The sequence below is a fragment of the Plantactinospora siamensis genome (assembly GCF_042434095.1).
Lineage (GTDB): Bacteria > Actinomycetota > Actinomycetes > Mycobacteriales > Micromonosporaceae > KBS50.
Window position 1 is genome coordinate 36,527 of record NZ_JBHLUE010000012.1, and the last position, 18,231, is coordinate 54,757.

16 protein-coding genes are annotated in these 18,231 nt (G+C 72.1%); 2 read left to right on the forward strand and 14 right to left on the reverse strand.

Annotated features, from left to right (window positions below; genetic code table 11):
- Window position 1 precedes the first annotated feature (1 nt).
- The 12 genes from ACFFHU_RS16635 to ACFFHU_RS16690 form a co-directional block, all read right to left on the reverse strand.
- Window positions 2–1,660: a class I adenylate-forming enzyme family protein gene (locus ACFFHU_RS16635; RefSeq protein WP_377339917.1), complete on the reverse strand. Its 1,659-nt coding sequence runs from the start codon at window positions 1,658–1,660 to the stop codon at window positions 2–4.
- A 47-nt stretch (window positions 1,661–1,707) separates the two neighbouring features.
- Window positions 1,708–3,048 carry a flavin monoamine oxidase family protein gene (locus tag ACFFHU_RS16640; RefSeq protein WP_377339919.1) on the reverse strand — a complete coding sequence of 447 codons (1,341 nt, stop codon included), beginning with the start codon at window positions 3,046–3,048 and terminating at the stop codon, window positions 1,708–1,710.
- Window positions 3,045–3,266 carry an acyl carrier protein gene (locus ACFFHU_RS16645; RefSeq protein ID WP_377339921.1) on the reverse strand — a complete coding sequence of 74 codons (222 nt, stop codon included), beginning with the start codon at window positions 3,264–3,266 and terminating at the stop codon, window positions 3,045–3,047. Before ACFFHU_RS16645 ends, ACFFHU_RS16640 begins: the two co-directional genes overlap by 4 nt.
- Window positions 3,256–4,827 carry an AMP-binding protein gene (locus ACFFHU_RS16650; RefSeq protein ID WP_377339923.1) on the reverse strand — a complete coding sequence of 524 codons (1,572 nt, stop codon included), beginning with the start codon at window positions 4,825–4,827 and terminating at the stop codon, window positions 3,256–3,258. Before ACFFHU_RS16650 ends, ACFFHU_RS16645 begins: the two co-directional genes overlap by 11 nt.
- Window positions 4,828–5,091: 264 nt before the next feature.
- Window positions 5,092–5,517, reverse strand: coding sequence for an MmcQ/YjbR family DNA-binding protein (locus ACFFHU_RS16655; RefSeq protein WP_377339925.1), 426 nt, complete (start codon window positions 5,515–5,517; stop codon window positions 5,092–5,094).
- A gap of 104 nt (window positions 5,518–5,621) precedes the next feature.
- On the reverse strand, window positions 5,622–7,076 hold the full coding sequence (locus ACFFHU_RS16660) for a GH1 family beta-glucosidase (protein WP_377339927.1): 1,455 nt from the start codon (window positions 7,074–7,076) through the stop codon (window positions 5,622–5,624).
- Window positions 7,073–9,688, reverse strand: a complete 2,616-nt coding sequence (locus tag ACFFHU_RS16665; protein WP_377339929.1) for a glycoside hydrolase family 2 protein — start codon at window positions 9,686–9,688, stop codon at window positions 7,073–7,075. The genes ACFFHU_RS16660 and ACFFHU_RS16665 overlap by 4 nt, the downstream gene beginning before the upstream one ends.
- A 46-nt stretch (window positions 9,689–9,734) precedes the next feature.
- Entirely contained in the window at window positions 9,735–10,574 is an 840-nt protein-coding gene (locus ACFFHU_RS16670) for a carbohydrate ABC transporter permease (protein ID WP_377339931.1), read from the reverse strand.
- Window positions 10,567–11,634 (reverse strand): carbohydrate ABC transporter permease, encoded by a 1,068-nt coding sequence (locus ACFFHU_RS16675; protein WP_377339933.1) that lies wholly within the window; start codon window positions 11,632–11,634, stop codon window positions 10,567–10,569. The genes ACFFHU_RS16670 and ACFFHU_RS16675 overlap by 8 nt, the downstream gene beginning before the upstream one ends.
- Window positions 11,635–11,754: 120 nt before the next feature.
- Window positions 11,755–13,068 carry an ABC transporter substrate-binding protein gene (locus ACFFHU_RS16680; protein ID WP_377339936.1) on the reverse strand — a complete coding sequence of 438 codons (1,314 nt, stop codon included), beginning with the start codon at window positions 13,066–13,068 and terminating at the stop codon, window positions 11,755–11,757.
- A 219-nt stretch (window positions 13,069–13,287) separates the two neighbouring features.
- Window positions 13,288–14,088, reverse strand: a complete 801-nt coding sequence (locus ACFFHU_RS16685) for an SAM-dependent methyltransferase (RefSeq protein ID WP_377339939.1) — start codon at window positions 14,086–14,088, stop codon at window positions 13,288–13,290.
- 201 nt (window positions 14,089–14,289) lie between these two features.
- Window positions 14,290–14,790 (reverse strand): VOC family protein, encoded by a 501-nt coding sequence (locus ACFFHU_RS16690; protein ID WP_377339941.1) that lies wholly within the window; start codon window positions 14,788–14,790, stop codon window positions 14,290–14,292.
- A gap of 126 nt (window positions 14,791–14,916) precedes the next feature.
- On the opposite strand from ACFFHU_RS16690, the gene ACFFHU_RS16695 reads away from it, so the two are divergent.
- Window positions 14,917–15,660, forward strand: coding sequence for a helix-turn-helix domain-containing protein (locus ACFFHU_RS16695; RefSeq protein WP_377340129.1), 744 nt, complete (start codon window positions 14,917–14,919; stop codon window positions 15,658–15,660).
- A gap of 94 nt (window positions 15,661–15,754) precedes the next feature.
- Here the strand turns inward: ACFFHU_RS16695 and ACFFHU_RS16700 are convergent, their stop codons facing one another.
- Window positions 15,755–16,330 (reverse strand): histidine phosphatase family protein, encoded by a 576-nt coding sequence (locus ACFFHU_RS16700; protein ID WP_377339944.1) that lies wholly within the window; start codon window positions 16,328–16,330, stop codon window positions 15,755–15,757.
- Window positions 16,331–16,506: 176 nt separating this feature from the next.
- Between ACFFHU_RS16700 and ACFFHU_RS16705 the strand changes: the two genes are divergently transcribed.
- A complete protein-coding gene (locus ACFFHU_RS16705) occupies window positions 16,507–16,701 on the forward strand; it encodes a CsbD family protein (RefSeq protein WP_377339947.1) in 195 nt (64 codons plus the stop codon).
- Window positions 16,702–16,763: 62 nt separating this feature from the next.
- Here the strand turns inward: ACFFHU_RS16705 and ACFFHU_RS16710 are convergent, their stop codons facing one another.
- Window positions 16,764–18,185 (reverse strand): KamA family radical SAM protein, encoded by a 1,422-nt coding sequence (locus ACFFHU_RS16710; protein ID WP_377340131.1) that lies wholly within the window; start codon window positions 18,183–18,185, stop codon window positions 16,764–16,766.
- Window positions 18,186–18,231: the final 46 nt, after the last annotated feature.

Consider the following 18,231-nt stretch of genomic DNA (forward strand, 5'->3'; position numbering starts at 1 on the left):
CCTATCCGGCGAACAGGGTGGCGTGCCGGGTGCGCAGCTCCCGCTTGAGCACCTTGCCGGTCGGGCCCAGCGGGTAGTCCTCGGGCGTCCGGGCGATCCGCACCGCCGCGAGCTGGGCCAGGCCCTTCTCCCGCAGCTCCCGGTTGGCCTTCTCCAGCAGCATCTCCTCGGTGACCTGCGCCTGCTCGGCCTCGGCCTGCAGCTGGACGACCGCGATGGGCACCTGGTCGCCGTCCGGGCCCGGCACCCCGACCACGTTGCAGTCCCGGATGTGGTCCCAGCAGTCCGCGATGAGCACCTCCTCGAGCTCCAGGCTGTAGACCGGGCCGTCGAGGGTGTCGATGATGTCGATGGTGCGGTCGAGGTGGTAGAAGTTGCCCTCCTCGTCCATCCGCGCGACGTCCCCGGTGAGGAAGTATCCCTTCAGCCAGAAGCTCTCGGTGAGCCGCGGGTTGTTCCAGTAGCCGGGCGTGAGGGACGGCGACTTCACCGCGAGCATGCCCACGGTGCCCACCGGGACCTCGTTGCCGTCCGGGTCGAGGATCGTGGCGTGTTCGACCGCCGGCTGCGGCTTGCCCACGCAGCGGTCGGCGCGCGGCGACTCGGGCGTGAACAGCCCGCCGAACAGCGCCATGCCCATCTCGGAGGAGCCGAGGCCGTCGATGTACTGGGAGCCGGGCAGCGGCTTCTCCTCGGCGGCCTCCGCCGGCAGCAGCCACGGCTTGATGAGGCCGGCTGGCCGCTCACCCAGCTGAATGAGGCGGCGGATGTGTCCCCAGTGCGCCGCGTCGGCCGTGTTGAACCACGAGTGCACCCGGGCCGCGCCCTTGACCGGCAGCTCGCCGGTGGCCAGCTCGACGAAGGTACGCGGGAAGGACGCCAGCATGGTGGGCTGGAACGCCTCCATCACCGGCTCGACGGTCGCCCGCCGCCAGTCGCCCATCACCACGGTGGGCAGCCCGAGCAGGGTGGCGGTGAGGAAGTAGCTCAGTCCGCCCGCGTGGGTGTGCGGCATCAGCGACATCAGCTTGTCGTACGGCTCGCACGGGAAGCGGATCATCCGGTCCTGCTTGCCGTCCCAGAACGACCGGTGGCTCAGCGTGGTGCCCTTGGGCGTGCCGGTGGTGCCGGAGGAGTGGATGATCCCGATGATGTCGTCCGGCTGCCGCGGGTGCGGATAGACCTCCGGCAGCGCCACGCCGCCGTCGTCGAACGCCGCCAGCTCGTGGGCCGGGGTCACGAAGCGGGGCCGGGACTGCGGATCGGCCCGGTACGCGGCCGCGAGCCGGGTCGGGTCGTCGGCCACCACCCCCACCACGCCGACGTAGGTGAGGTACCGCTTCATCACGTCGGCCCGCATGGCGTCGTTCACCGGCGCGGGGATGGCGCCGAGCGCGTTCAGGGCCAGGAAGTGCAGCAGCGGCTCGAATCCTTCCGCCACCACGATGCCGACCGGCTCGCCGGGGCGTACCCCCATCATGTGGTACCACCGGGCGTACCGGTCGCGCAGCGCCACCACGTCGACCAGGCTGTGGCCGCGCAGCGTCACCTGGCCGCGGTGGTCCACCCCGTGGGTGTACGCGAAGTGCACGTCCCGGTTGGGGTTGAACTCGACCGCGTAGTCGAGGAAGTTGCCCGCGCCCAGCCCGGGCTCCTTCATGAACTGCTCCCTGACCTCCCGCGGAGCTACGGGACTGCGGTCGTTGCTCACGGCGCCACCTCCTGCACGGCGGATGAATGTTCTGTCAAGATTTCCGCGGCCACCCGGTGTCCCGAGCGGATCGCGCCCTCCATGAGCCCGAAGAACTCGCGAGAAGTCTCGGTCCCCGCCCAGTGCACGCGGCCGTGCGGGTTGATCAGGTGCGGACCGAGGGTGAGCCAGTCGCCCGGCCCGAACAGCGCGGCATAGCAGCCCCGGCTGAACTCCTCGTCCACCCAGTCGGTCACCAGCACCGACGTGGGCTCCGGCAGCTGCGGGAACAGCCGCCGGGCCTGGGCGCACGCCGCCGCGCGCCGGGCGTCCGCGTCCAGCGCGGCGAACCGGTGCGCCTCGCCGCCGGTGACGAAGCCGGTGAGCACGCCGGCGCCGCCGTCGGCGGGGGAGTCGTCCACGGTGGACAGCAGGGGCCCCTCGGCGTTGACCGACCAGCCGGAGAGACCGTGCTCCCGCCACAGCGGACGCGGGTAGACGAGGTGCACCTTCACCGCGCAGCCCCGGGCAGTCCGGTCGGTGGCCCGGGGCGCGGGCAGCCCGGGCGTGAACCGGATCCGCTGGGCGAGCAGCGGCGGCAGCGCCACCACGACCGCGTCGGCCCGGTGCCGGCGCGCGCCGGCGCACACCCACGCCCCGGTGTCATCCTGCTCGATCGCGTCCACCCGCTCGCCGAGCCGGACGTCCAGCCCGGCCGCGAGCCGCTCGGCGAGCTGGTGCGCCCCGCCAGCCACCCGGTCCTGCTGGGCGCCGCCGGCGAAGGCGTTGAGGTACCGGGTGCCGCCACCGGAGCGCAGATAGAACGCCATGTGCAGCACCGAGACGGTGGCCGGGTCGGCCGCCATCATCTCGCCGAGGAAGAGCGGGAAGAACAGGCGCGCGTCGGGATGCGCGAGGTTCTGGTCGGCCCAGTCCGCCACCGTCAGCCGGTCGAGCCGCCCGGCGTCCGGGGTGGACCAGGGGGCGTCGACGCGTACCCGGGTGGTCACCTCGTCGATCCGGTCGAACATGTCGCCCAGGGCCACCGCGCTCAGCGGCGGGAAGCGACCCGGCCGGACCTCGTCGCGGTCGCCCAGCGCGAACCTGCTCGCCCCGGGGACCGTGGCCGGCGTGGTCTTCAGGCCATGCGCGGCGAGCAGGTCGTGCAACTCGACATGCCGGTCGCCCAGGTAGGCGGCGCCGGCGTCGACCCAGACGCCGGGCAGCACCTCCCGGCCACGGGTGCGGCCACCGACCCGATCGCGGGCCTCCAGCACCACGACCTCCGCGCCCCGGGCGGTCAGCGCGGCGGCGGCGGTGAGACCGGCGAGCCCGGCCCCGGCCACGACGACCCTCATGCCCGTACGGACGCGATAACGTTCGCCAGCGCGGTGGGCGTCGGTGCCGCGAAGAAGTCCTCGAAGGACAGCTCGACGTCGAAGTGTCGGGCCACCGCGCTGAGCACCCGGGTGGCGATCAGGGAATCGCCGCCCATGTCGAAGAAGTCCGAGTCGCCGTCGACGTCCACCGTCTCCAGCACCCTCCGGAAGATCTCTGCGATCACGTCAACACCCATCGAAGAACTCCTTTGATCCTTGCCGATCGACCTTGCCGGTGGCGGTGTAGACCAGGTGCGGAACCACCCGGATGCGGCTGGGGATGAGATGCCCCGGCACCCGCTGCCGGAGGAAGTCGGTGACCCGCCGGCCCAGCGTCGCGCCATCGGCCGTCTGGAGGGGCACGAGGTAGGCCACCAGCGCGGTGCGGCCCGCGAGGGTGGAGGGGGCCACGGCCACCGCGCCCACCCCGGGGCAGGCGCCGATGTGCGCCTCGACCTCCGCCGGATCCACCCGGATGCCGCGGATCTTGACCTCGGCGTCGAGCCGGCCCTCGGGGAAGAGCAGGCCGCCGGGCCCGCGCCGGACCCGGTCGCCGGTGCGGAAGAACCGCTCACCGGCCAGCTCGACGAAGCGGTCCCGGGTGGCCTCGGGCAGCCCCCGGTATCCCGAGGCGATCGCCGGACCGCCGATGAGCAGCTCGCCGTCCGGACCGATCCGCTCGACGACGTGCGGCAACGCCCGGCCGATCGGCGCCGGCCCGACGACCGGATCCGTGGTGGCCCCGGCGGTGTCCGGCGCGTCCACGGTGGCGAGGGCCGTCGTGGCCGCGGCGATGCGCGGCGGGTCCGCGGCGGCGGTCGTGCCCGCGGCGGCGACGGTCGTCGTGCCCGCGGTGGCGGCGACGGTCGTCGTGCCCGCGGTGGCGGCGACGGTCGTCGTGCCCTCGGCGGCGGTGCTCGCCATGCCCGCCGCGACGCCGGCCGGCGCGGGCGCCGCCAGCGGGCCGTGCAGGTCGACGGCGTGCGTGATGAGGGTGGTCTCGGTGCAGCCGTAGGTGTTGAGCAGCCGCAGGTGGCCGGTCGGCAGCGCGCGCCACTCCGCCAGCCGGGCCGGGTTGACCGCTTCGCCGCCGATCACCACCAGGCGCAGGCACCCGGGCAGCTCGACGCGCTCCTCGCGGAGGTGGTTGACCAGCTCGTGCCAGAAGGCCGTGGGCAGGTCGAGGATGCTGATGCGCTGCCGTTCCACCGCCCGCAGAAAACGCCGGAACGAACCGGTGTGGGCGTCGTCGTCGAAGACCAGCGCGGCCCCGCCGGACAGCGCCGGCAGAATTTCCTCGAAGCAGGTGTCCCAATTGAGCGAGGAAAATTGCAGTACGCGATCGGACTCACACAGAGCGAACAGTCCGCGGAGGGACTCGACCGTGGTGGCAATGGCGCGCCTTGGTGTGGTTACGGGTTTTGGTCGACCCGTCGAACCCGACGTGAAGAGTATGTATGCGGGTGGATCGGGGTCATTGTCCGCGTCGCCGCCCGCGTCGCACCCGGCGGCCGAGCGCATCATGTCCTGGCGGTCCCGGGGAAAGGCGGGATCGATGGGACAGTACGTTCCGCCTGCGGCCCACACGCCAAACAGGGAAACGATGGTCTCCGGGGAGCGGCTGGTGGGCACGGCCACGACCCCCGGTCGTGGCCCGAGCTGGCGGGCGCGTTCCCGGACGGCGGCACGCAATTCGGCATAGGTCAGAATATTGCCGTTGTGTATGACGGCCGGACGATCAGGATAGCGATCCGCCATACCCCAAATTGCGTCGATCGTATCCTCCGCAGCTTCCCGATGAGCCCTTTTTATCCGCACCAGGGAACTTCGGCCACCCCGGCGGAAAAGCTGGGCCGGACTCTACCGGCGGAGGTACCGGCTCACAATAGTCGAGGCAGGATCGAGACTTTCGCTCGGGGCATTGTACGTCTATATCTGACTGTTAACAAAGACCAATAATAAGTCCAGTTTGTGAATGAATCGTCCCGCTGTGGTCGGGCCGGCGGCGGCAGCCGGCGCCGCTCAGCTCGGACGGTGCTCGGCCAGCCAGGCCGCCCCGCGGCGGGCCGACGCGCGGGACAGCCAGGCGTCCTGGACGAGTTCGGCGAGTTCCTGGCGGCTGATCTCGCCGATCCGGCTGGCCCGCAGCAGCACCGACAGGTGGCCGTCGAAATGGGCCGTCGTGAAGAACGGCGTGGACTCGTCCCGCACCAGCGCCTGCTTGTCGGCCTCCGACTCCACCCAGAAGACGATCACGTCCCGGTAGCGCTCGCCGGTCCGCTCGTCGACGGCGTCCGGCCGCGGGTTGCGGAAGAAGATGAACGACTTCCGGCCGACCTGGTAGACCGGGTTGTCGCCGGCGTGCTCGACGGTGACGTACGGCATGGCCAGCGCCAGCTCGTGCACGTCCGCCACTCGGGCCGGTCGGCTCGCGTTGTCGGGTGCCACCGTCTGAGGGTAGGACGTTTTCCGGCCTACCGCGCCGCGCCGGTGCTCCCGGATCGAGCCGGGAACATCGGCGCGGCGGCCGGCCGTGGGCGGTGCGCCCCGCGTCAGGGGCGCCCGGCCCGGTGCTCCCGGATGACGTCCCGGTAGAACCGGGCCGACGACTTCGCGGTGCGGCGCAGCGTCTCATAGTCGACCCGGACGATGCCGAAGCGCCGGTCGTAGCCCCAGGACCATTCGAAGTTGTCCAGCAGTGACCAGAGGAAGTACCCGCGCACGTCGGCGCCGGCGCGGATGGCCTCGGCCACCGCGCCGAGGTGCCGCCGCACGTACTCCAGCCGATCCGGGTCGTCCACGGCGCCGTTCGGGCCCACCGTGTCCGGGAAGGCGGCGCCGTTCTCGGTGACCATCAGCGGCAGCTCCGGGTACCGCCGGTGCACGTCCAGCAGCAGGTCGCGCAGCCCGTCCGGGTCGACCAGCCAACCCATGTCCGTGCGCTGCCCGGGCACCGCAACGAACTCCACCCGGTCGCCGGCCGCCACCCACGGGGTGTGCCGGCTCGGCGCGTGCCCGTCTTCCGAGGACCGCTCGGTCGTGCCGTCCCAGGCCCGTACCGTGGTGGTGGTGTAGTAGTTGACCCCCAGCGCGTCGAGCCGCTGGTGCGCCACGGCCGTGTCGCCGTCCCGCACGAACGACCAGTCGGTGACCTCGGCCGTGTCGGCCAGCAGGTCCGGCGGGTAGGCGCCGTCCAGCATGGGTCCGGTGAACGCCCGGTTGGCCAGCGCGTCCAGCCGGCGTACGGCGTCCCGGTCGGCCGCCGACGACGGGTCCGCCGGCAGCAGCGCGTGCAGGTTGAGCGTGACCGAGCAGCGGGCCGCCTCGCCCAGCTCCGCGCGCACCGCCTGCACCCCGAGGCCGTGCGCGAGGTTGAGGTGGTGCACCGCCCGCAGCGCGCCCTCGGGCTCGGTGCGGCCCGGGGCGTGCACCCCGGAGGCGTAGCCCAGGTAGGCGCTGCACCACGGCTCGTTCAGGGTGGTCCACATGCTTACCCGGTCGCCGAGCGCCGCGGCCACGTGCCCGGCGTACTCGCCGAAGGCCTCGGCCGTCTCCCGGACGGTCCAGCCGCCCCGGTCCTCCAGCGCCTGCGGCAGATCCCAGTGATAGAGCGTGACCACCGGGTCGATGCCGGCCGAGAGCAGCCCGTCCACCAGCCGGTCGTAGAACGCCAGGCCGCGCGGCTCGGGCCGGCCCCGACCGTCCGGCTGGATCCGCGGCCAGGCGATCGAGAGCCGGTACGCGTCGAGCCCGAGGTCGGACATCAGCCCGATGTCCTCGCGCCACCGGTGATAGTGGTCGCAGGCCACGTCCCCGGTGTCACCGTTTCGAGTGCGGCCCGGGGTGTGCGAGAAGGTGTCCCAGATCGACGGCCCGCGGCCGTCCTCGCGCACCGCGCCCTCGATCTGGTAGCTGGCCGTGGCCGAGCCGAACCGGAACGAGGCCGGCAGCTCCCGCGCCACCTCGGCCGCGCCGTCGGCGGTGTCGGAGGTCGTCCCGGGCCTCATGCCGGCCGCCCCGTCGAGACCCGGTCGGTCGGCGTTCGCTGCCCCGGCGGGCCGCTCCGGCCGTCGCCGCCGTCCCCGTCGGCCGGGTCGCCGCCGCCGGGCCGCCCGGACGCCGGTCCGTGCCGCTCGACGAGCTGGCTGGCCGAGCGCAGCACGCGGGGCGAGCGGAACTCGTCGGTCGGCACCTCGGCGGCGCAGCGGACGGTGAAGGTGTGGCTCTCCCCGGGCAGCAGGGTGACGAGCGCGTCGTCCACCACCGCCTCGGGATGGGCCTGGTCGGCCAGCAGGCACACGTCCTTGGCCAGCGCCGCGGCGGTGACCCGGACCTGGTAGCCGTCCGGGACACGATGCACGTCGACGGCCTCCCAACTCTCCCGCAGGGGCAGCTCGAGGTCCTCGACGAAGTACCACAGCGCCCGCTCGACGCCCTCGCCCGCCACGAGCAGCTCGCGCCGCGGATCGTCCGGCCGGACGACGGCGTCCGGCAGCGGCACGAGCACCGTGGCCCGCGGCCCCGCCTCGAACCGTACGGTTTCCTCGGCCAGCGCCGTGCCGTCCAGGTCGAGCCGGCGCACCGGAACCTCGGCGGTCCACGCCTCGTCGGTGTCGTTGCAGACCGCGAGCACCAGTCCGCCGTCCCGGGGCTGGATCGTCAGCAGCCGCGGCGCGAAGGCGTGCCGGACGGCGTACCAGAGCGGCTTGCGCCGGCCGTCGGAGTCGACCATGGCCCAGGAGGTGACCGGCCAGCAGTCGTTGAGCTGCCAGACCACGGCGCCGGAGCAGGCCGGGTACCAGGAGCGGAAGTGCTCCAGCCCGAAGGCCACCGCGCGGGCCTGCTGGAGCTGGGTGGCCCAGTGCCAGTCGGCGAAGTCCTCCGGCAGCGGCAGGTGCGGCGCGATGCCGCGGCTGAGCTTCTCGTCGCCGTCGGCCGCCTTCTGGTGCGCCAGCATGCCGGGGGAGTCGTGCGCCAGCGGCTCGTCGTGGATCGCGCGGGTGAGCGTCGACCAGGCCGGCGGCCCCTGGTAGCCGAACTCGGACACGAACCGCGGCACGTAGTCGCGGTAGTGGGTGTAGTCGATCCGGTTCCACACGTCCCAGATGTGCATCGAGCCGTGCGCCGGGTCGTTGGGGTGCCGCGCCGGGTCGGGCGACCAGGGGCTGCCGGGGCAGTACGGCCGGGTCGGGTCGAGCTCGGCGACGATCCGCGGCAGCTCCTCGTGGTAGTAGCCGGCGCCCCAGGTGCGGTCGCCGAGCGGCTCCTTCCAGTCCCAGTCCTCGTGGCCCCAGAGGTTCTCGTTGTTGCCGTTCCACACCGCGAGGCTCGGGTGCGGCGCCAGCCGGGTCACCGCCTCCCGGGCCTCCGCCAGCACCTCGGACCGCAGCGGCTCCTCCTCGGCGTACGCGGCGCAGGCGAACAGGAAGTCCTGCCAGACGAGCACGCCGCGCTCGTCGCACAGGTCGTAGAAGTCGTCGCTCTCGTAGATCCCGCCGCCCCACACCCGCAGCAGGTTCAGGCCCGCGTCCACGGCGTCGCCGATGCTGCGCGCGTACGCCGCCCGGTCGACCCGGCTCGGGAAGCAGTCGTCCGGGATCCAGTTGGCGCCCTTGACCTGGATGAGCCGGTCGTTCACGACGATCCCGAACGACGTGCCGCGCTCGTCGGGCTCGGTCCGCAGGGCCACCGTGCGGAACCCGATCCGGCGTTCCCAGCGGTCCAGCTCGGCGCCCTCGGCGTCCAGCAACGTCACCGTGAGGTCGTACCGGGGCTGGTCGCCGTGCCCGAGGGGCCACCAGCGCGCGACCTCGGGCACCTCGAGCTGCACCACCGCGGTCCGGTCGGACCCGCCGGTCGCGTCGCCGCCCGCGGCCGCCTCGGCGCTGCCGCCCGGCGAGCCGTGCGCGGCCGCCACCGCCACCCGGACCACCAGGTCGGCCGGCGCGTCGGCCTCGGCCGTCGCGACACCGGCCCGGACCCGTACCGTCCCGGTGGCGCCGTCCACGGTGACCTGCGGCAGCACGTCGTCGAGCCGGGCGGTCCGCCAGCGGCGCAGCGTGACCGGCCGCCAGATGCCCGCAGTGACCAGGTCGGGTCCCCAGTCCCACTCGTAGTTGCAGGCCATCTTGCGGACCGCGTTGTACGGGTGGGTGTTGGTGTGCGGCCGGGGGCCGAGCCGCGCGCTGGCCTCCTCGGTGGCGTCGAGCTGGGCCGCGAACTCGACGGTCAGCTCGTTGTCCGGGCCCAGCAGGCCGGTCACGTCGAACCGGTGCCGGCGGTGCATGTTGGCCACCGTGCCCAGGACGGTCCCGTTGAGCAGCACCCGGCCGACGGTGTCGAGCCCGTCGAAGACCAGCTCGATCCGCTCGCCGGCCGCGGCCGGCTCGGCCGCGAACCGGGTCCGGTAGGTCCACGGGGTCCGGCCGATCCAGGCCAGCGCGCTCTCGTTGCGGTCGAGGTACGGGTCGGGGATCAGCCCCGCGGCGAGCAGGTCGGTGTGCACGCAGCCCGGCACGGTGGCCGGGATGCCTGCCCCGCGCACCGCCTCGGGCACGGCGTCGGGAAGGGTCCCCGGGCCGGTGGTCAGCGTCCAGTCGTCGGGCAGGGCAATGAGCACGGTGTTCCTCTCGGATCTGCTTGCCGGTCGCGCGGTGGTCGGTGGGCTACTTGACGGCGCCGGCCGTCATGCCGGCGACGAAGTGCCGCTGGGCCAGCAGGAACCCGATGACCACCGGAACGCTGACCGCCAGGGAGGCGGCCATGATCTCGTTCCAGTACACGTTCGTCTGGCTGGCGTACTGGCGCAACCCGACGGCGAGGGTCCGGTTCTGCTCGGTGGTCATGACCGAGGCGAACAGCACCTCGCCCCAGGCCGTCATGAAGGCGTAGATGGCCACGGCGATGACGCCGGGCCGGGCCGCGGGCAGCACGACCTTCCACAGCGTACGCAGGTGGCCGGCGCCGTCGACCATGGCGGCCTCGTCCAGCTCGCGGGGAATGCTCCCGAAGTACCCGACCAGCATCCAGATCGAAAACGGCAGCGAGAAGGTGAGGTACGTGATGACCAGACCGGTCAGCGTGCCCTGCAGCTGGACCCCGGTCGAGCGGTTGATGTTCACGAAGATCAGGAACAGCGGGAGCAGGAAGAGCACCCCCGGGAACATCTGGGTGGACAGCACGGTGGTGGTGAAGACGTTCCGGCCGCGGAACCGGAACCGGCTCACGGCGAAGGCCGCGAGGATCGCGAGGATCACGCTCGCCACGGTGGCCAGACCGGACACGATGAGGCTGTTCGCGAAGTACCGGGCCAGCGGCACGGTGCTCCACATGCTCACGAACGGCTTCAGGGTGAGGTTGCTGGGCCACCAGGTGAAGGCGCCCTGCACGTCGCGGAGCGGCTTGAGCGAGCTGCTGACCATGACGTACAGCGGCAGGATCGTGAAGATCGCGAGCACGACGAGCGTGACGATCCGGAAGACCTTGAAGCCCCTGCTGTCACGCATTGTCGGACCTCCGGTTGGTGAGCAGAAGGTACGCGCCGGTGACGACCAGCAGGAACAGCAGCAGCAGGACCGACATGGCCGCGCCGCTGCCGAAGTTCCAGGTCAGGAACGACGCGTTGTAGATGTGGAACGAGATGAGGTCCCCGGCCGGCGGCTGGGCCGTGCCGAACAGCACGAACGGGGTGTTGAAGTCGGCGAACGTCCACAGGAACAGCACCAGCACGAGCACCATGTTGACCGGCCGCAGGAACGGCAGGGTCACGCTGCGCCACTGCCGCAGCGGTCCGGCGCCGTCCACGGCCGAGGCCTCGTAGACGTCGCCCGGGATGCTCTGCATGCCGGCCATCAGGGTCAGGAAGGCGAACGGCCAGAGCCGCCAGGTGGCGACCGTGACGATCGAGGTGAAGGCGTTGCCGCCGATCAGCCAGAACGGGCGGTCGCTGGCGAGCCCGAGCTGGTCGACCAGGACGTGGTTCACCATGCCGCTGTCCCGTTGGAGCATGAAGTTCCAGGTGATGATCCCCGCGTACGCGGGCAGGGCGTACGGGATGAGGAACAGCGTGCGTACGACGTTGCGCCCGCCGAACGGCCGCTGCAGCGCCACGGCGGCGGCCATCCCGAGTCCCCAGGACAGCGCCACGGTGGCCAGCGAGAAGCCCACGGTGATCAGGAAGGACTGCAGGAGCCCCTTGCCGATGACGCCGTTGACGTCGACGGCGATCCGGTAGTTGCGCAGCCCCACCCAGGGCGCTTCGGACCAGTTGGCGATGAAGAACTTGGTCAGCTGAACGAAGCTCATCCACACGCCGACGACCATCGGGACGATGTGGATGAGCAGCTCGAAGAGGATGGCCGGGGCGAGGAGCAGGTACGGCAGCCAGCGTGGCCGCCGGGCGCCGCGGGCCGCGGCGATCCGCCCGCGACCCGGGCCCGGCCGTTCGGCCGAGCCAGCGGCCGCGGCCGACCGTTCGGGCCGGCGCGGCCGGATCGCGGCGGTTCTCGCCGGCGGGGGAGCGGCCACGCCGTCCCGGTCGGCCGCGTCGGAAGTGGATGAGCTCATGGGTACCTCCATTCGTTGCCTGACCGGCCCGCATCGGTCAGTCGGCCGGGCCGTGCCGCCCGGGTCGGGTCACCGGCGCCGACCGGTCGGGGCCGGCGCCGGTGACCACGACGGCCGGCGTCAGCCGCCGGTGGAGGTGGTGACCTGATCCTGCGCGTTCTTCATCGCGGCCTTGATGTCGTCGACCGTGACGGTCCCACCCGTCGCGATCTTGGCGAACATGCTGTTCATGGCCTTGCCGACGGTGCTTTCGAACTGGTCCTCGGCGGGCACCAGCGGCAGCGGCTTCGACATGGTCGTGTAGATCTGCTGGAAGGTCTTCGCCTCCTCGGCGTCGTCCGTGAACACCGGCTGGGCGTCCTTGAGCACCGGCAGCGAGGCGAACGGCTTGCCCAGGGTCTTCTGGGTGTCCGCGTCCGTCATGAACTTGACGAACTTCAGCGCCGCGTCCTTGTTCTTGGTGTTCTTGAAGATCGACATGTTGATGCCGGCCACGTGGCTGCCGACCTGTTGGCCGCCCTGCGGCGCCGGGAACGGCACCACGCCGTAGTCGCCGGGCTTCATGCCGTTGCTGACGAAGGCGTTGTCGGCGTTGTTCTGGTTGATGATCATCGCGACCTTCTTGGTCGCAAAGTCGTTGACCGACTTGTTCGAGTTGTCGTACTGGGCGTTCGACAGGTTGACGACCTTGTCCTTCTGCATCAGGTCGAGGTACCGCAGGATGCCCTGGGCCGCGCCGTCGGAGTTGAAGGTCGGCTTGCCGGCGTTGTCGAACCACTCGACGCCGTTCTGCGCCCCGTTGATGAACGCGAAGTGCACGTTCTCGGTGTAGCTGGCCCCGGCGAGCGCCATCCCGTAGACCTTCTTGGCCGGGTTGGTGAGCTTCTGGGCGGCCGTCACCATCTCCTCCCAGGTCTTGGGCGGTTGGAGGCCGGCGTCGGCGAACATCTTCTTGTTGTAGTACAGCCCGTACGCGAGCCCGTACAGCGGCACCGAGGTCGGCGGCTCGCCCTGCTTGCCGCCGGTGGCCAGGGCGGTGGGCACGAACTTGTCGGCGCCGCCGATGGCCTTCATCTCCTCGTCGCCGAAGGGCAGGAATCCGCCGGTGGCCTGCAGCGAGGCGGCCCAGGTGTTGCCGATGTTGAGCACATCCGGTCCCTGGCCCGAGGTGACGGCCGTCTGGATCCGGGTCTGCAGGTCGTTCCAACCGATGACCTCGAGGTTCACCTTGACCCCGGTCTGCTGGGTGAACTTGTCCAGGACCGGCGTCAGCACCTCCTTGTCGTTGTCCAGGCTGGTGCCCTGGTTGCTGGCCCAGTAGGTGAGGGTCTTCGACCCCGAACCGCCGCCGCCGTCGTCGCCGCCACAGGCGGTGAGGCCGAAGGCGGCGAGGCTGGACACCGTCGCGACGGTGATGAGTGCGCGCAGCTTCACGTGCTGTCCCCCTATTCGAACCGGCGTCCCGGACACGCCGGCGGGCGCTCGATCCATCCGGTGGCTGCCGACCCTAATTGGGAGCGGTCTCATGGTGCCGTTAGCGGTCGATCTGGTGCGACGAGCGGTCGGTTTTCCGCGCCGACCGGCCGCCGTTCGCGGACTAATGCGGCGAATCGGGCCGGTTCGCCCGCCTCGCCGCGGCCGGCCCGGACGAGGTCACGGCTTGCGGCCCACCGCGCCGAACATCGAGGCGTCCACCGGCAGCGGCTGCTCGGGGTCGTCCGGGTCCGGCCGCCACCGGCTGATCGCCACGGCCCCGGGCGGCACGAGGTCGAGACCGGCGAAGAACTCGGTGAACTGCTCCCTGCTGCGCGGGTGCACGTCGGAGCGGCCGGACCGCAGGCTCTCGTCCCAGTTGGCGGCCAGCTCCGGGGTGAGGAACTCCGTCGTGGCGCACGAGATGACCAGGTGGCTGCCGGCCGGGAGGGCGGCCATCAGGGTGCGCACGACCTCCCGGGCGGCAGCCTGGTCGGGCAGGAAGTGCACGATGGCGATGAGCATGAGCGCCACCGGCCGATCGAGGTCGAGCACCTCCGCGAGGTCGGGGTGGCCGAGGATCCGGTGCGGGTTGCGCAGGTCCTCCTCGAGGTAGCGGGTGTGGCCCTCCGGGGTGCTGCTCAACAGCGCCCGGGCGTGCGTCATCACCATCGGATCGTTGTCGACGTACACGATCCGGGACTCCGGGGCGATGCGCTGGGCCACCTCGTGCGTGTTGTCCGCGGTCGGCAGGCCGGTGCCGATGTCCAGGAACTGGCGGATGCCCGCCGTACCGGCCAGATACCGGACCGCGCGGCGCAGGAACGCCCGGTTGGCCCGGGCGGCGATCCGGGCCGCGGGATACGACGCGGCCAGCAGGTCCCCGGACTCGCGGTCCGCCGCGAAGTTGTCCTTGCCGCCCAACCAGTAGTTGTACCGCCGAGCCGGGTGCGCGACCCCGGCGTCGAGCCTGTCATTCATTCGCATCTCCCGCAGGCGTTGGCATGCCGCGAGGGTACGGGAGGGCTGGGCGCGCCGGGAGCGGGGCGAGCGCCGGCCGCGGCTGTCCGCGCCGCCGGGCCGGTGACGCCGTCCGCGCCGTCCCGGCGCTGTCCGCGCCGTCCCGGCGCAGTCCGCGCTGCCCCGGCGGCGCGGGCCCTGCTGTTGGTTACCGCAGCGCGGTCACGCCTGCTGCGTGGCGGCCCATTCGGCGACCCGGCGGGCGCTCTCCGCCTCGGACAGGTCCTCGACCCGGGTCATGATCGACCACCGGACCCCGAACGGATCCCGGATGCTGGCGAACCGGTCGCCGGAGACGAAGGTGGACGGCGCCTCCCGGATGGTGGCCCCGGCCGCCTCGGCCCGGGTCACCATGTCGTCGACGTCCGGGCAGTACAGGCCGATGGAGTAGCAGTCGTTGTCGCCCTCCGGCGGCGCGACGAGGCCGTAATCGGGCATCGGCTCGCCGAGCTGGAGCAGCCCGGCGCCGAAGTCCAGCACGGCGTGCGCGATCACGCCGCCCATCTCGGTCACGTCCACCACCCGGGCCCCGAAGACGTCCCGGTAGAAGTCGATCGCGCCCCGGGCGTCGGGGATGGCCAGGAAGGGGGTCAGGCTGGTGGCGCCGTGCGGGGTGCCGTTGGTGGTGTGCTCGCCGGAGGCGGCGTTGATCGAAACGGTCATGGTCGGAAACCGTACGGTTCGCCCGTGGCGGGCGGCTTGGAAAAAGGCGACATCACGTAGCTTGTGGGAGTGAGCCTGGACCAGCGGGGGGTGCTGTATCCGGCGCGGCTGCCCACGTTGCGTCGGCTGCCGCCGCCGGACCCGGTGGCCGCGCTGGTGCGCTGGTTCTGGATCCCGGAGTGGCGGATAGCCCCCGGCCGGACATCCCGGCAGCACCTGATCGCCTTTCCGGTGTGCAACCTGGTCGTGGAGCGGGACGGCGTGGGCTTCGTGGGCCCGCCCACCCGGGCCTCGTACCGCGATCTGAGCGGGACCGGGTGGGCGGTCGGAGCCCTGCTGCAACCGGCCGCGGTGCCGTTCTTCGCGGCCGATCCCGGGACGCTGCGGGACGGCTACCAGCCGGTGCCGGCCGCCGACCTGCACGCGGCCGTGACGGCGGCGATGACCGGGCCCGGGGACGGTCCGTCCCGGCACGACCGCGCCGTGCGGGCGTTCGCCGAGTGGCTCCACCGGACGCTGCCGGCACCGGGCCCGGATGCCCTGCTGGCCAACGCCATGGCGGATCTGATCGGCGCCGATCCGGCCGTGCTGACCGTCGAGGACGTGGCCGCGCGGCTGCATGTGTCGGTGCGGACGCTCCAGCGGCTGGCTCGCCGCTACGTCGGGCTGCCGCCGCTGGCCATGATCCGGCGGCGCCGGCTCCAGGAGGCGGCCGAGCGCGTGCGCGCCGAGCCGGAGACGAGCCTGGCGGCGCTGGCCGCCGATCTGGGCTACGCCGACCACGCCCACCTGGCGAACGAGTTCCGGTCCGTCCTCGGGTTCACCCCCAGCGGCTACCGGCGGCAGGTGCACCGGCCCGGGCCCGGCTGAGGTCCGGGCGGGCCCGCGACGGCCCAGCCGCGCCGCCTCCGGCCCCACGGCCCACGGCATCCGGCCGGGGGAGCGGCGCCGGCGGTCCGGCGGGTCAGCCTGCGACTGGGGCGTTCCAGCGCAGCAGGACCCGCCGGTCGCGTTCGAAGCCGAGCGCCGAGAGGGTCCCGGTGTCCAGCCGGAACCGGCCGCCGTCGGCCGCCGCCAGCCCGATCCATCGGGCGGTGGCCACCCGCAGGCTGTGTCCGTGTGCCACCAGCGCCACATCGCCGGTGTCCAGCAGCGTCGCGGCCCGGGCCAGCACCCGGTCCAGCCGGGCCGCCACCTGCTCGGGCGACTCGCCGCCGGGACAGCCGTCGGACCACAGATCCCAGTCGGGCCGCTCGGCGCGGATGTCGGCGGTGGTCCGGCCCTCGTACGCGCCGTAGTCCCATTCGGCCAGGTCGGGCTCGATGTCGCTGACGGTCAGGCCGGCGAGTTCGGCGGTGTGCCGGGCGCGTCTGCGGGGACTGACCAGCACGGCGGCGAACCGTCGGCCGGCGAGCGCGGGGGCGAGGGCCGCGGCCTGCCGCTCGCCGTCGGGGGTGAGCGGCACGTCGGTGTGCGAGGTGTGCCGGCCCGCCGCGCTCCACTCGGTCTGCCCGTGCCGGATGAGGATGATCTCCGCCATCGGCCCAGTCAACCAGCCGGCCAGCGCCTTCGCTCGGGGGACCGCTCACACCTAGCATCCTAGGACGCCCTACGCGATGTACCGGGTGGCACATGCCGAAAAGGCAGTTTCCCGAACAACGAAATCGGGCACCCCGAGCAACACAAGGCCGAAAACGCCGACCCGAGGAGTCCGACATGAGCTTCGCCGACAAGATTTCGAACAAGATCGACGAGTTGAAGGGCGCCGGCAAGGAGAAGGTGGGCGACGCGACCGACAACGAGAGCCTGCAGGCCGAGGGCGCGACCGACCGGACCGAGGCGCAGACCAAGCAGGCCGGCGAGCACCTCAAGGACGCCGGCCGCGACGTCAGGGACGCCTTCAAGGGCTGAAGCCCGACCGACGCGAAGCGGCCCCGGGACCAACTGGTCCCGGGGCCGCTTCAATGTGCTGCTCAGGCGCCGGCGCGCTCCTGGTCGGCCCACCACTTCTGGCCGGCCTCGGGGAGGGTGTCGATCGGGTCGTAGTAGGCGTAGCGCCGGTCCAGCGCCTCGGCGTCGGCGGCCTCGATCGAGGTGCGGTAGTTCTTGGTCCAGTACGACAGGCCGCGCTCGCGGTCGTACTCGGTGAGCATGTGCACCCAGCGCTTGCCGACGAACGGGACGTCGCAGACGATCCGCGGGGTGGCGTAGCCGGGCAGGTAGCCCATCATGTCGTGCTGGAGCTGCTGGGCGTGCCAGACCGGGACGCGCCAGTGCTCGGCGTTGGGGATCATGTCGCACATGTAGAAGTAGTACGGCAGGATGCCGGCCTCGCCCTGGAGCCCGAAGCAGAGGTCGAGCAGCGCCGGCGCGGTGGCGTTCACGCCGCGCATGAGCACGCCCTGGTTGCGGACGTCGCGGACGCCGACCTCGAGGGCGGTCTGCGCGGCCCGGGCCACCAGCGGGGTGAGCGACTGCACGTGGTTGACGTGGGTGTGGATGGCGAGGTTGACGCCGCGCCGGGAGGCGGTGCGGGCGACCCGTTCGAGGCCCTCGACGACCTCGGGCTGGAGCCAGTGCTGGGGGAGGCCCATCAGGGCCTTGGTGGCCAGCCGGATGTCGCGGATGGTTTCGATCTCGAGCAGCCGCATGAGGTACGACTCGAGGTTGCGCCACGGCACATTGGCCACGTCGCCGCCGGAGACGACCACGTCGCGCACGGACGGGTGCGCCTTGAGGTAGTCGATGTGGGCGTCGTACCGGTCGACGGGCTTGAGGGTGAGCTTGAGCTTGTCGACCGTGGGGGTGGAGTTGCCGACGAGGTCCATCCGGGTGCAGTGGCCGCAGTACTGCGGGCAGGTGGAGAGCAGCTCGGCGAGGACCTTGGTGGGGTAGCGGTGGGTGAGGCCCTCGGCGACCCACATGTCGTGCTCGTGCAGCGAGTCGCGGGTGGCGTACGGGTGGGACGGCCAGTCGGTGCGCCGGTCGGAGGCGACCGGGATCATGTAGCGCCGGATGGGGTCGGCGTAGAGGCCGTCGGTGTCCGGGACGCGGTCCGGGACCATGGTGTTGATCATCTGTGGCGGCACGAGCATGGACATGGTGGCCAGCGCGGCCTGGTCGTCGGCGAGGTCGGCGTAGAAGGTCTCGTCGACGAGGTCGCCGAGGACGCGGCGCAGCTGTTTGAGGTTCTTGACGCAGTTGACGCGCTGCCACTGGGCGGATTCCCACTGTTCGCGGGTGACGTCGCGCCAGCCGGGGAAGCGGGTCCAGTCGGGTTCGACGAGCGGGCGGCGGCGGTATTCGTACGGCTGGCCGCCGGCGAGGGTGGTGCGGCCGGCGGGCGCCTCGGCGTGTTCGGGGGCGGGGTCCGCGCCGGTGCGGGGGGTCGGGATGCTCGCCGGGGCGGCCGTCAGGGGCTCGAGCTGGGTCACGGGTCCT